Source organism: Pseudoalteromonas sp. NZS100_1, from assembly GCF_015864285.1.
Classification (GTDB): domain Bacteria; phylum Pseudomonadota; class Gammaproteobacteria; order Enterobacterales; family Alteromonadaceae; genus Pseudoalteromonas; species Pseudoalteromonas arctica.
Genome location: NZ_JADYXN010000003.1, coordinates 191,906 through 205,683, shown reverse-complemented (window position 1 = coordinate 205,683; position 13,778 = coordinate 191,906). Strand labels below are relative to the sequence as shown.

At 39.2% G+C, this 13,778-nt stretch carries 11 protein-coding genes; 8 read left to right on the top strand and 3 right to left on the bottom strand.

Annotation, left to right across the window (positions count from 1 at the left end; all coding sequences use genetic code 11):
* Positions 1 to 3 precede the first annotated feature (3 nt).
* The 4 genes from I6F66_RS03470 (at position 4) to I6F66_RS03455 (ending at position 5,303) form a co-directional block, all read left to right on the top strand.
* Positions 4 to 1,317 (top strand): ABC transporter permease, encoded by a 1,314-nt coding sequence (locus I6F66_RS03470; protein ID WP_165740303.1) that lies wholly within the window; start codon positions 4 to 6, stop codon positions 1,315 to 1,317.
* An 11-nt stretch (positions 1,318 to 1,328) separates the two neighbouring features.
* Complete coding sequence (locus tag I6F66_RS03465) at positions 1,329 to 2,537, top strand: ABC transporter permease (RefSeq protein WP_165740305.1); 1,209 nt, start codon at positions 1,329 to 1,331, stop codon at positions 2,535 to 2,537.
* Between the two features lie 121 nt (positions 2,538 to 2,658).
* Complete coding sequence (locus tag I6F66_RS03460; RefSeq protein ID WP_024590831.1) at positions 2,659 to 3,990, top strand: sigma-54 dependent transcriptional regulator; 1,332 nt, start codon at positions 2,659 to 2,661, stop codon at positions 3,988 to 3,990.
* Entirely contained in the window at positions 3,990 to 5,303 is a 1,314-nt protein-coding gene (locus I6F66_RS03455) for a PAS domain-containing sensor histidine kinase (RefSeq protein WP_197208778.1), read from the top strand. The genes I6F66_RS03460 and I6F66_RS03455 overlap by 1 nt, the downstream gene beginning before the upstream one ends.
* 89 nt (positions 5,304 to 5,392) lie before the next feature.
* Here the strand turns inward: I6F66_RS03455 and I6F66_RS03450 are convergent, their stop codons facing one another.
* Complete coding sequence (locus I6F66_RS03450; RefSeq protein WP_004335359.1) at positions 5,393 to 5,731, bottom strand: Grx4 family monothiol glutaredoxin; 339 nt, start codon at positions 5,729 to 5,731, stop codon at positions 5,393 to 5,395.
* A 266-nt stretch (positions 5,732 to 5,997) separates the two neighbouring features.
* Between I6F66_RS03450 and I6F66_RS03445 the strand changes: the two genes are divergently transcribed.
* The 4 genes from I6F66_RS03445 to I6F66_RS03430 all read left to right on the top strand — a co-directional run bounded on the left by I6F66_RS03445 (position 5,998) and on the right by I6F66_RS03430 (position 11,561).
* The gene (locus I6F66_RS03445) at positions 5,998 to 6,579 is read left to right on the top strand and encodes a superoxide dismutase (RefSeq protein ID WP_002960323.1); all 582 of its coding nucleotides are present in this window, start codon (positions 5,998 to 6,000) and stop codon (positions 6,577 to 6,579) included.
* A 210-nt stretch (positions 6,580 to 6,789) separates the two neighbouring features.
* The gene (locus tag I6F66_RS03440; RefSeq protein ID WP_165722493.1) at positions 6,790 to 8,712 is read left to right on the top strand and encodes a PrkA family serine protein kinase; all 1,923 of its coding nucleotides are present in this window, start codon (positions 6,790 to 6,792) and stop codon (positions 8,710 to 8,712) included.
* Positions 8,713 to 8,743: 31 nt separating this feature from the next.
* Positions 8,744 to 10,027 carry a YeaH/YhbH family protein gene (locus I6F66_RS03435; protein WP_024605317.1) on the top strand — a complete coding sequence of 428 codons (1,284 nt, stop codon included), beginning with the start codon at positions 8,744 to 8,746 and terminating at the stop codon, positions 10,025 to 10,027.
* Positions 10,028 to 10,046: 19 nt separating this feature from the next.
* Positions 10,047 to 11,561 (top strand): SpoVR family protein, encoded by a 1,515-nt coding sequence (locus I6F66_RS03430; RefSeq protein ID WP_165728231.1) that lies wholly within the window; start codon positions 10,047 to 10,049, stop codon positions 11,559 to 11,561.
* A gap of 98 nt (positions 11,562 to 11,659) precedes the next feature.
* Here I6F66_RS03430 and I6F66_RS03425 read toward each other — a convergent pair whose 3' ends face one another.
* Complete coding sequence (locus I6F66_RS03425; protein ID WP_024592692.1) at positions 11,660 to 12,631, bottom strand: diguanylate cyclase; 972 nt, start codon at positions 12,629 to 12,631, stop codon at positions 11,660 to 11,662.
* 3 nt (positions 12,632 to 12,634) lie between these two features.
* Positions 12,635 to 13,639, bottom strand: a complete 1,005-nt coding sequence (locus I6F66_RS03420; protein WP_007584074.1) for a response regulator — start codon at positions 13,637 to 13,639, stop codon at positions 12,635 to 12,637.
* Positions 13,640 to 13,778: the final 139 nt, after the last annotated feature.

Below are 13,778 nucleotides of genomic sequence, written 5' to 3'. Positions count from 1 at the left end.
CTAATGTTTATTCATTATTTAGATTTAAGTTGGCGCAGCTTCAAGCGCACCCCATTGGTTAGCTTTTTAATGGTACTTGCCATTGCGATAGGTATAGGCATAACAATGACCAGCCTTAGTGTTTATCACATGATGTCGGCCGATCCTATTCCAGAAAAAAGCAGCCAACTTTACAGTGTGCAATTACAAACAATGGACGATGGTAGTACGTGGTGGACAGAAGATAACATGCCACTGCAATTGACCTATCAAGATGCAGAGAACTTATTAAACGCACCCACGTCAGAGAAAAAAGTGGCTATGATGCGTACCGGCTTTTCAGTTTATTTAGACTCCGACAAAATAAAACCTTTTATAGGTAATGCTCGCATGACAACGCCTGACTTTTTTAGCATGTTTAATTTGTCATTTCTATACGGAGGGGCTTGGAGCAAAGAGCAAGAAAACTCAGCCGCACCTGTGGTTGTTATTACCCAAGAGATAAACGATAAACTATTTGCAGGACAAAACTCCGTCGGAGAACTGATTTACTTAGATGATGCAAGCTATCAAGTAGTTGGTGTTATTAACCATTGGCCTCTCAATATTAAATATTATGATTTAAATAACGGTGCATTTAATCAAGTAGAAGAATTATTTATGCCCTTTAGCTTAATAAAGGCAAAAGAGCTCGTAAGTTGGGGCAATAGCAATGGATGGAAACACGAAAACACACCAACCTTTGCAGATAAACTGCAATCTGAGCAAGTATGGATCCAGTTTTGGGCAGAGCTAAATACGCTTGAACAAAAACAAGCCTATCAAAATTACTTATTAGCCTATATGCAAGAACAACAAAAACGTGGTCGATTTAATCGTAAAGAACTTGAGTATAAACTTCGCGATGTAAACCAATGGATGCAATACAACAACGTCGTCACCGAAGACAATAAAATTTTAGTGGGCCTGAGCTTTATGTTCTTAGGTGTCTGCTTAGCCAATATTTTAGGTTTACTTTTAGCCAAGTTTTTACGCAGAGCGCCAGAAGTAGGTGTAAGACGCGCATTAGGCGCTAGTAAAAGGCAAATATTTTTACAGCACTTAGTTGAGGTCGCCATGCTTGGCTTTATAGGTGGCATGCTAGGAATTGTACTAGCACAACTTGGCTTAATGGGCGTAGTGCAAAGCTACGACTACTATGAAAACTTAGCAACAATGGATTTGACCATGCTATTGAGCGCCCCATTGATTGCAATTACAACCTGCATTTTGGCTGGTTTGTACCCAGCTTGGTTAGTGTGTAAAACCAATCCTGCTATTTATCTTAAGAGCCAATAAGGAATTTAACAATGTTAGAAATAAAACCTATATTTAACGCCTTATGCCGCTCAAAGGTGGGCGCTGTATTACTGCTAATTCAAATTGCAATTACCACAGCTATAGTCAGTAATGCTGCATTTATCATTCAAGACAGAATTAGCTATTTAAATCAAGAAACGGGCTACCCTGAGCAAGATATATTTAAGTTTAATGTAATGACCTTTGGTACTGATATTAACTTAAGCCAGCAGTTTGAGCTTGATGAAAGCATGCTTAGAAAAATGCCAGGCGTAGTTGATGCCGCATTAAGCAGTAGTATCCCGCTATCAGGCAGTGGCAGCGCTTCGAGCTTTAATTTACAACCCGCTCCACAAGAAGGCCTAAGTGTAAGAACTGCTTATTTTTTTATAGATGACCACGCAATTAATACCTACGGCGTTAACTTAATCGCAGGGCGAAACTTTACCGAAGATGAAGTGCTAGTTACAAACGAAATTACACAAAAGCGCACCAACGTCACTATAGTCACTAAAGCCTTACTTGATGAGCTCTACCCTGATGGAGATGGTTTAGGAAAAATAGTTTATTTTGGTGACCTACCACTTAAAGTTATTGGCGTGATCGGAAACATGAAAGGCCCGTGGCTCAAAGACAGTAAACCCGATAATCTTGCGTTTATTCCTTATATTAAAGCAGCAAGTTATGCACAAGTTGCCGTTCGTACAGAGCCTGGTCAGCGAGCAGCTGTAATGAAAGAAATAGAAAATGCCATGCTCGAAAATTACAGCAAACGCGTTATTAATAACATTAAAGGACTTGATGAATTAAAAAATGAGTATACCGCTAAAGACCGCCTCATGATGCGCATGCTCATAGTATTAATCACTATTTTAGTGCTTATAACCGCTCTCGGTATTTTTGGCTTAACCTTATTTAATATTAGCAAACGTACTAAGCAAATTGGCACACGCAGAGCACTTGGTGCAAGAAAGTCAGCTATTGTTAGCTACTTTTTAGTAGAAAATGCATTAATTTGTAGCCTAGGTTTAGCCTTAGGTGTGGTAACAGCAATACTACTTGGGAAAATGTTAATGCAGTATTTTTCTGTAGCCGCACTACCGCCAAGCTATATAGCCGTTACCGCCATTGTCGTATTATTAATGAGCTTACTTGCGGTATTAGGGCCGGCTAAACGCGCTGCTAATATTTCGCCCAGTATCGCAACTCGCACAATTTAACCTAGAATCCGCTTGAGGTAGATTTATTATCCAGAGTTTAGGTTACTAAATCATGTAAAAATCACTATGCTACACTGATTAGTAAGGCAGTGTAGCCATTAAAAAATTATAAAAATAACCTATGACTCATAAAATACTCATTGTTGATGATAACCAAGCAGTACTCGATGCACTTTCATTGTTGCTCGAGATCCACGACTTTTCGGTAGTGACTGCAACAAACCCGTTTGATGCTCTGCAAATAGTTCGCTATCAGCGAATTGAGCTTGTAATTCAAGACATGAACTTTACCAGCGACACAACCTCTGGCGAAGAAGGTAAAACGTTGTTTTATGAACTACGAGAAATAAACCCACACCTCCCTATTATACTTATTACAGCCTGGACCGAACTTGCTACCGCTATTGAGCTTGTAAAAGCCGGTGCTGCCGATTACTTACCAAAACCCTGGGATGATGCAAAACTACTAGTTTGTATCAGTAACTTAATAGAGCTAGGCAGTGCTAAAAAAATAGTGGCGACACATAATCGCCATCAACAAGAGCGTGAAGGTACATTTAAAAGCGCAGACCTTGCCGGGCTAATATTTAAAAGCACGGCTATGGAACGACTGGTCACTATGGCGCTACAAGTAGCTAAATCTGATATATCTGCATTAATTACAGGCCCTAATGGAAGTGGTAAAGAGTGCATTGCGCATATCATTCAAAAAAACTCCCCACTTGTATCGCAACCTTTTATTAAGGTAAACGCAGGCGCACTACCACAAGAACTTATAGAAGCCGAACTTTTTGGCGCTGAAGCTGGCGCATACACGGGGATAACTAAACAACGTATTGGTCGATTTGAAGCAGCTGATGGCGGTACGTTATTTTTAGATGAAATTGGTAATTTACCACTCTCAGGACAAATAAAATTACTACGCGTAGTACAAACCGGCGAGTTTGAACGTTTAGGCTCAACACAAACACAAAAAGTAAATGTGCGAGTAATATCGGCTACTAACGAAAACTTACTACAAGCAATTGAACAAGGTCGATTTAGGGAAGACTTATATTATCGCCTTAATGTAATTGAACTCAATGTGCCTGCCCTTAGCGAAAGGCAAGATGATGTTTTAGCACTTATTAGCCATTTTTTACCTCACCGAGAGCTGACTATAAACACAGAGCAAGCACTTCAACATTATAAATGGCCAGGTAACGTTCGAGAGCTAGAAAATGCTTGTAAACGTGTAGCGGTGCTAAAACCAACAGGTGCGCTTACAGTCGATGACTTTGCACTTTCGTCATCGGTTACTGCTCAACAAGAAGCAAAAGCAGAACCGACCAAACAGGAAATAGAACACGCAATGCGCGCTCATCAAGGTGTTATAGCCAAAGTGGCCCGTGAATTTGGTTTAAGCCGACAAGCTCTTTATCGTCGATTACAAAAAATGGGTATTGATTATTAATGCCAAACATTATTAGCCACTTTACCCTAAGCCAAAAGGTTGTGTTAATTTGCGCACTTTGTAGCGCGCTGCCTGTTTTTATTATTGCCGCACTTAGTGGTTTTGATATGTACTACACTCTGTTTTTAATATTACTAACGCTTGCATTTAGCACCTTGCTTTCAAGAGCTCTCACCAAACCAATAAAGCTTGGCATGCAATCGCTCGAAACCGGGTTGCTTAATTTTAAAGATGGTGAGCTCTCCAGCTTACTAGCGTATAAAAGTAATGATGAACTTGGAAAACTATGCCGACTTTATAATCAAACCGCTAAACAGCTTCGCCAAGAAAAACAATGGATTTACCAGCGCGAGTTAATGCTTGATAAAGTATTGCAAAGCTCGCCGCAAGCGTTATTACTGGTCAATGATAATAATACGGTGGTATTTAGTAATTTAATTAGCCGTAGTTTATTTAATAGCGCAACCCGCCTTGAAGGTATGCAGCTAAGTAAATTACTCGAAAATTCGCCCCTGCAATTAATAGCAGCTATAGAGCACGGTGTTGATGGCCTCTTTAATATAGAAATAGAGAATCAAGACTCGCAAACTTGGCATTTAGCCACCGGGGAGTTTTTACTCAATAACCAAAAGCATCATTTATATATATTTAAACAATTAACCCGTGAGCTTAGTCGCCAAGAAGTTGCCGTGTGGAAAAAGGTAATACGCATTATCAGCCACGAATTGAATAATTCACTCGGCCCTATGTCGTCCATGTTACACAGCGCACAATTGCTCGCAAATAAAGTTGATGAGCCCCGCCTTGCCCGTGTATTTGCAACTATTGATGAGCGAATTAGTCATTTAACTGAATTTGTACAAGGCTATGGCAAGTTTGCTAAATTACCTCAGCCACAAAAAACACGGATTAACTGGCAAAACACACTCAATAATTTAAAAAATCACTGGCAATTTAGCTACGAAATAAAAAATTCACACAATGAATTACAAGCTGATCAAGCCCAACTCGAGCAGCTGCTCATAAACCTATTAAAAAATTCACACGAGTCAGGCTCCAACTCCAATGAAATACATATTCAGGTCGAATTTGTACCCCAAGCTTGTGTTATAAATGTGAGCGACTCCGGCAAAGGAATGAGCGAGCAAGTAATGGCAAATGCTTTAGTGCCCTTTTATTCTACAAAAAGTACGGGGAGTGGTTTAGGGCTAGCCTTATGCAGAGAAATAGCAGAAGCGCACCAGGGGCATATAAGTTTACATAACAAAATAGAGGGCGGCTTAAACGTACAAGTGAGCCTTCCTTATTCGTAAATTCACAAAAATTAAAAACAATAAAGCCACTTAAAAAGTGGCTTTGTGTTTAAAGAGCTTAATAACCTGATAGCAGGTTGAGTAATAAATTACTCTGCGTCAGCTTCTTTATATTTAGCAGCAGTTTCTGTAATTAACGGCTGTAATTCACCGCGTTGAAACATTTCGATAATAATGTCACAACCACCAACTAATTCGCCATCTACCCATAATTGCGGGAATGTTGGCCAATTTGCGTATGCTGGAAGCTCAGCACGAATGTCTGGATTAAGTAAAATATCAACGTATGCAAATGGTTCACCACATGACATTAACGCTTGCGATGCTTGTGAAGAAAAACCACAATTTGGTAATTTTGGTGACCCTTTCATGAAAAGGATTATTGGGTTTTCTGAAATTTGCTGTTTAATTTTATCAATGGTTTCCATCTACAACCTCAAAGTAACGATAGCTAAATATATTTAGGTCTTGAAAATAACTCATCGTGACCACAAATATATAACTTAAAATGGGCAAATAAAGCCGCAATTGAAATAGTCTTTCGCAATAGCATTGCTGTTTGCTTAAACTTGAGTAAAATACTCAACAATTATAGTAACACTATATTACCGCTTGGTATAGGTAACTGCTCTGTTTCAACAGGCATTACGTATTACCAAATGGACTATCAACCAAAGAAGATGGAGATAAAAAAATGGCATTTGAACTACCGTCACTACCATATGCAATCGACGCACTTGAGCCACATATTTCAAAAGAAACACTAGAGTTTCACCATGGCAAACACCACAACACTTACGTGGTTAAGCTTAATGGTTTAATCCCTGGTACTGAGTTTGAAAACAAATCTCTAGAAGAGATCGTATGTTCATCAGAAGGCGGCGTATTTAACAACGCAGCACAAATCTGGAACCATACTTTTTACTGGAACAGCTTATCTCCAAACGGCGGCGGCGAGCCTACTGGCGCAGTTGCTGATGCAATCAACGCTAAATGGGGTTCTTTTGATGCGTTTAAAGATGCATTAAATGACAAAGCAGTAAATAACTTTGGTTCAAGCTGGACGTGGTTAGTTAAGCTTGCTGATGGTTCACTAGACATCGTTAATACATCTAACGCTGCTACACCATTAACTGATGATGGCGTTACTCCAATCCTTACAGTGGATTTATGGGAACACGCTTACTACATTGATTACCGTAACGTTCGTCCAGATTACCTTAAAGGTTTTTGGTCGCTTGTTAACTGGGAATTCGCGAACGCTAACTTCGCTTAATTAGCCTTTAAACGCTAATGTAAAAAAGACGCTTAGGCGTCTTTTTTTGTTTCTTATTTATCACACCCAAGCGCCTCATCATTTAATAAAACACTTTTAGTAACATGATCTTTTTTCACTTAAATTTTTAATTTTATTGCACAAAAATACAGATTCGTGACTAGACTTTAAAAGGTAAGCACCTTTTTACAGCGGGTTTCGGAGGTTATTATGACGATTTTTGAGCATTACCAAGCACGATACGAAGCGGCACAGGAAGAAGAATACAGTATCGCTGAATTTCTTGAGATTTGTAAAACCGATAAGTCTGCCTACGCCAGCGCACCAGAACGCCTACTCATGGCAATTGGCGAACCAAACATGGTAGATACCGCAACGGATGCACGACTAAGTCGATTATTTTCAAATAGAGTAGTTGCGCGCTACCCTGCCTTTGCAGATTTTTATGGTATGGAAGACGCCATTGAGCAAATAGTCTCTTATTTAAAACACGCCGCCCAAGGGCTTGAAGAATGCAAACAAGTGCTTTATTTACTTGGACCTGTTGGTGGGGGTAAATCATCCATTGCTGAAAAACTAAAATATTTAATGCAACAAGTACCTATTTATTCAATTAAAGGCTCTCCGGTAAACGACCATCCTCTTGCATTATTTGACCCAATAGAGGACGCCGAGGTACTTAAGCAAGAATACGGTATTAAACCGCGCTACTTAAAAACCATTATGTCCCCTTGGGCTGGCAAACGCTTAAAAGAATTCAATGGTGATATTAGCCAGTTTAGAGTGGTTAAGCGCTACCCCTCAATTTTAAACCAAATAGGCATTGCCAAAACCGAACCAGGAGATGAAAACAACCAAGATATTTCGGCGCTAGTGGGTAAAGTAGATATTCGCCAACTTGAGCACTTTGCTCAAAACGATCCTGATGCATACGCCTACTCGGGCTCTTTATGTTTAGCTAACCAAGGGCTGATGGAATTTGTAGAAATGTTTAAAGCACCTATTAAAGTGCTGCATCCTTTACTTACTGCAACCCAAGAGGGTAATTACAACGGCACAGAAGGCATTAGTGCTCTGCCCTTTAATGGCATGATCCTCGCTCACTCTAATGAATCTGAGTGGCAAACTTTTAAAAACAATAAAAACAACGAAGCATTTTTAGACCGTGTTTATATTGTAAAAGTACCTTACTGCTTACGTGTGACTGAAGAAATTAAAATTTACGACAAATTACTTGAGCACAGCGAGCTATACAACGCGCCATGCGCACCAGGTACACTTAAAACATTGGCGCAATTTACGACGCTATCACGTTTAAAAGAGCCAGAAAATTCAAGTATCTATTCAAAAATGCGGGTATACGATGGCGAAACTCTAAAAGACACCGACCCTAAAGCAAAATCGTATCAAGAGTACCGTGATTACGCAGGTGTTGATGAAGGCATGACGGGGCTCTCTACTCGCTTTGCGTTTAAAATTTTATCCCGCGTGTTTAACTTTGATACCACTGAGGTTGCCGCAAACCCAGTGCATTTGTTCTATGTGCTTGAACAACAGATAGAGCGCGAACAATTTTCAAGCGAAATAGAAGAGCGTTATTTAAGCTTTTTAAAAGGCTATTTAATTCCGCAATATGTTGAGTTTATAGGTAAAGAGTTACAAACCGCCTATTTAGAATCGTATTCAGAATACGGACAAAACATTTTTGACCGTTATGTTATTTATGCAGACTTTTGGATACAAGACCAAGAATATCGCGACCCTGATACGGGACAACTATTTGACCGTGAGGCACTTAATGCCGAACTTGAAAAAATAGAAAAGCCGGCGGGTATTTCTAACCCTAAAGATTTCCGAAATGAAATAGTAAACTTTGTATTGCGTGCCCGTGCGCACAACAACGGTAAAAACCCACTATGGACAAGCTACGAAAAACTACGCACGGTAATTGAGAAAAAAATGTTCTCTAATACCGAAGATTTACTCCCTGTTATTTCGTTTAATACTAAAACGTCTGCAGAGGATCAGCAAAAGCACGAAGACTTTGTGAACCGTATGGTCGAAAAAGGCTATACACAAAAACAAGTTCGCTTGCTTTCTGAGTGGTATTTACGGGTTAGAAAATCGCAATAACCTTCATAGTCGTAGTATATAGGAGGTCAATATGGCGCATTTTATAGATAGGCGTTTAAACGGAAAAAATAAAAGTACGCTTAATCGCCAGCGCTTTATTAGGCGCTATAAAAAACAAATTAAAGAAGCGGTTTCAGATGCGATTAACAAACGCAGCGTTACCGATTCAAGCTCTGGTGAGAGTATTTCTATTCCACAGCGCGATATCAGCGAACCTACATTTCATCAAGGGCAAGGTGGGGATAGAGAACAAATTCACCCAGGCAACGATCAGTTTTCTACAGGTGATAAAATTGAGCGCCCTAAAGGTGGACAAAGCGGCGGTGCCGGTGAAGGTGACGCCAGCGATTCGGGCGAAGGACAAGATGAGTTTGTATTTTCAATATCAAAAGATGAATACCTTGATTTACTGTTTGAAGATTTAGAGCTCCCTAACTTACAAGAAAACCAGCTTGATAAGCTAGTGCAAATGAAAACCCATCGCGCAGGATTTTGTAGCGATGGTATACCTAGCAATATTGACATTGTCCGCTCTCTTCAAGGCTCCCTTGCACGGCGTGTTGCCATGAGTGCAGGTAAAAAACGCCGTTTAAAAGAGCTCGAAGAACAACTTGCTCTGCTGCTTGCTGGTCCACATAACGATAAAGCAGCAATTGCTTTATTACAAAAAGAAATTGCAGCATTAAAAGTGCAAATTAAGTCGGTTCCATTTATTGATAACTACGATTTACGTTTTCGTAATTACGAAAAACGCCCTCACCCCACCAGCAAAGCCGTGATGTTTTGTATTATGGATGTGTCAGGCTCAATGGATCAGCCAACAAAAGACATGGCAAAACGGTTTTATATTTTGCTCTATCAATTTTTAACACGCAGCTATAAAGACATTGAAGTTGTTTATATTCGCCACCACACACAAGCAAAAGAAGTAGACGAGCAAGAGTTTTTTTATTCCCAAGAAACTGGCGGCACTATTGTTTCAAGCGCTCTTAAATTAATGAACGAAATAATAAAAGAGCGTTACCACGCAAACGAGTGGAATGTATACGCCGCACAAGCCTCTGATGGCGATAACTGGGCGGACGACACCCCGCAGTGTGGTGAAATTTTGCGTAATAAGCTCTTAAGCGCAGTACGCTATTTTGCTTATATTGAAATAACCACTCGTGCTCATCAAAGCCTATGGCGCGAATATGAATCTATAACACACAGCCATAATAATTTCGCCATACAGCATATTCAAAGCGTTGAAGATATTTACCCAATTTTTAGGGAGCTATTTAAAAAAGGTCGTCAACAGCAAAACTCTGCATAGCCTAAAGCGAGGTAGCATTATGAATGATAAACGAATGAGTGATGGCCCAGATTGGACCTTTGATTTATTAGATGAGTACCAAAGTGAAATTGCCCGTGTTGCAGCTCACTACAGGTTAGACACCTACCCTAATCAAATTGAAGTGATAACCGCAGAGCAAATGATGGATGCTTACTCAAGCGTTGGCATGCCTATTGGTTACAGCCATTGGTCTTACGGTAAAAAGTTCATTCAAACAGAGCAAAATTATAAGCGCGGACAAATGGGTCTTGCTTACGAAATAGTGATAAATTCAGACCCTTGTATTGCGTACTTAATGGAAGAAAATACCTTACCTATGCAAGCGCTTGTAATGGCGCACGCATGTTACGGACATAACTCATTTTTTAAAGGTAATTACTTATTTAAAACCTGGACCGATGCTGGCTCAATTATTGATTACTTGGTATTTGCTAAAAACTACATAAGCCGCTGTGAAGAAAAGCACGGTATTACACAAGTAGAAGCCCTGCTCGACTCATGTCATGCATTAATGAATTACGGAGTGGATCGCTACAAACGTCCACAACAAATATCGTTATTTGAAGAACAAAAACGCCAACAAGAGCGTGAAGACTACCTTCAATCGCAAGTAAATGAATTATGGCGGACTATTCCTGAGCAACAGCAAGAAACCAAAAAGAAAGTACGCCATTTTCCTTCTGAACCCCAAGAAAATATTTTGTATTTTATTGAAAAAAATGCCCCATTACTCGATTCTTGGCAACGTGAAGTTATACGTATTGTTCGTAAAATTTCGCAATACTTTTACCCACAAAAACAAACTCAAGTAATGAACGAAGGCTGGGCAACATTTTGGCATTACACCATCCTTAATCACTTATATGATGAGGGAAAGCTCACCGACTCTTTCATGTTAGAGTTTTTACAAAGCCATACCAACGTAGTTTATCAGCCACCTTATAACAGTAAATATTATTCAGGCATTAACCCATATGCTTTAGGCTTTAATATGATGGTGGATATTCGCAGAATATGTGAACACCCAACTGAAGAAGATAAACGCTGGTTTCCTGAATATGCAGGCAGTAATTGGCTAGATACACTGCATTTTGCAATGGAAAACTTTAAAGATGAGAGTTTTATTAGCCAGTTTTTATCGCCTAAGTTAATTCGTGATTTTAAATTATTTACTATTATTGATCATACTAATAATCCCCATTTAGAAATTGGCGCAATACATAACGACAACGGCTATAAAGCTGTAAGAGAAGCGCTCTCAGCGCAGTACAACTTGAGTAATCATGAGCCTAACATTCAAGTATATGACGTTGATATTAGAGGTGACCGTTCACTAACCCTACGCTACGTACCTCATAACAACATTCCTTTAGCAAACTCGCACGAGGAAGTACTTAAGCATCTTTACAGGTTATGGGGCTTTAAAGTAAAACTAGAGAAAGAGTCAAATTCTGGTGAGGTTTCAATGATTGGTCAATGCCCAATAGATGACTCTCGACACACAACACAATAATGAAGAGCAATAAAATTTTCATACTGATTGGGTTTGCTCAGCAGGTTATAAAAACACGGTATTATTTAACCCTAAATTCTGGATATAAAAAATGACGCTTAAGCGTCATTTTTTATATCTTCGTAGGCTATTACTTTATTTCGCCCTGTATTTTTAGACTGGTACAGTGCTTTATCTGCAGCCTCTATCCAGCGCTCATGATTTTTAAAATCATTACTGCTACCAGCCAGCCCTATACTTACCGTCATTGTTATTTCAAAGTGTTTATACTTAACAGGGTTAGTTTCAATCAATACCCTTAAACGCTCAGCAAATACAAAAGCGCCTTCTTTATCTGTATCAAGTAATGTTACTGCAAACTCTTCACCGCCATAGCGCCCTGCAACATCAGTTTCGCGCAGCGTCGTACGTAGTAAGTTAGATAAATGACGAAGCGATTCATCACCACAGCTATGGCCATATTCATCATTTATTTTTTTAAAGTGGTCAATATCAAACATTAATAATGTACTACAGCCACCACTTCGCTTAACTCTCAAAAACTCTTGGCGTAGCGTACCTTCCCAGTGTCCACGGTTTGCAAGCTGCGTTAAGCTATCTGTTTGACTTACTTGTTCTAATTTTTTGTTTAACTCTTCAAGCTCTTTTTTATTTACCGCGACATCTGTTACATCATACAAAATAATACAAATATGGCTAACTTCGCCCATCGTATTTGTAAGAGGGATAAATGTCGCATTTTGATACATGTAATCAGCTTTACCAGTAATAGGTCTATAATTTTTAAACCTAAAAATGTATGGCTGCTGCTCCCAAATCGTAAAAGAGCGGTTTTTTAAAACAAAAACCGATTCTGATTTACTTCTAAACCATTTTTCGTCTATTGCTGGAAATAAATCAAATAGGTCTTTATCTTTTACTGCGCTTGGTAGAAGCCCTGAATGGTTTTCCATAAAACCATTCCATACACACACCTTATAATCTCTATCAAGTACTACAAGGCCTACATCAACGGTATTAAACATATCCATAAGCCAATGGATCTCATTCATTTCTAAATCTGCAGCCATAACTTAATCTTCTAATAGGTAAGCAACTTTATACTTCAAAGTTTTAAGTGAATCTTCAGTAAATAACAGCATGAGGTCGCAATTTATATCATGGTTTTCAATACCGTAACTAATCTCTATAGCAAGGGTGCGTTGCCAACGTGACTTGTTTGATTTAACCAGCTCAGACACATCTCTGTGTTGGCCAAGTACTATGGGGTGCCCTTGGCTAAATGACATATCGAGCTGTTTTGAAAGACCCGTTAAAATAGCGCCTATCAAAATATTACTAATATCCATAAGCAGCTCAAGTTCAATTTTATCGTTTAACTCGCCGTCATAATTCATCAAAGAAGCTATTTCTTTAAAGCTTGAATCATTTAAAAGTAATAGCGCCTCGCCCGAAATGCCACCGCCAATAAAGCCCTGGCACACACCCGATGTAGCTGCATTATTATCTATAGACTGCAGCGCCATATCGAGTTCATTAACTTCCAAAATATTCACATTAGGAATTGGTAGCTCTACAAACACATTAAGAAGACGTGCAAGTAAATCCCCAGCCTGTCCCATAGCAACGTTAGTGAGTTCTTGGTATATATCCCGAACATCAGGGTCGACTTGCTCTCCAAGCGAATGAGAGAGACGCTCACGCATGGCTTTATCTTTAATCCCATGGTGTTCAATTATGCTGGCTAGTTTTTCGGGGGAACATGGTTTTTGAATAAAATCGATAGCACCCAGTTCAAGCACTCTTTGATGTGCACTTGGCTGTATATCACCAGAGACAACAACAGTGAGTATGTTTAGCCCCTGTTCTTTCATAGCGATTAATACTTCATACCCATCCATTTCAGGCATGTTTAAATCGAGAAAAAGTATTTCTGGTTCAATTAACTTTATTTGCTTTATGCAATCAACGCCGTCGAGTGCAAATTCAACTTTAATGTCCCAATCTTCAGGTAATGAACGAGCTAGCTGACGCCTAGCTAATTTTGAGTCATCACATATTAGTACCGATGTTGACATATTATCTCTCTGTTTCTAAACCAGTAATGAGCATTAAAATCATTTTATGATGGTTTTTATTTTTATTATTGAAGATATATTTTGTAACTTCATGTTAATCAAAGTTTAGCACAGTTACAATTTTTATATTGCAGAACTA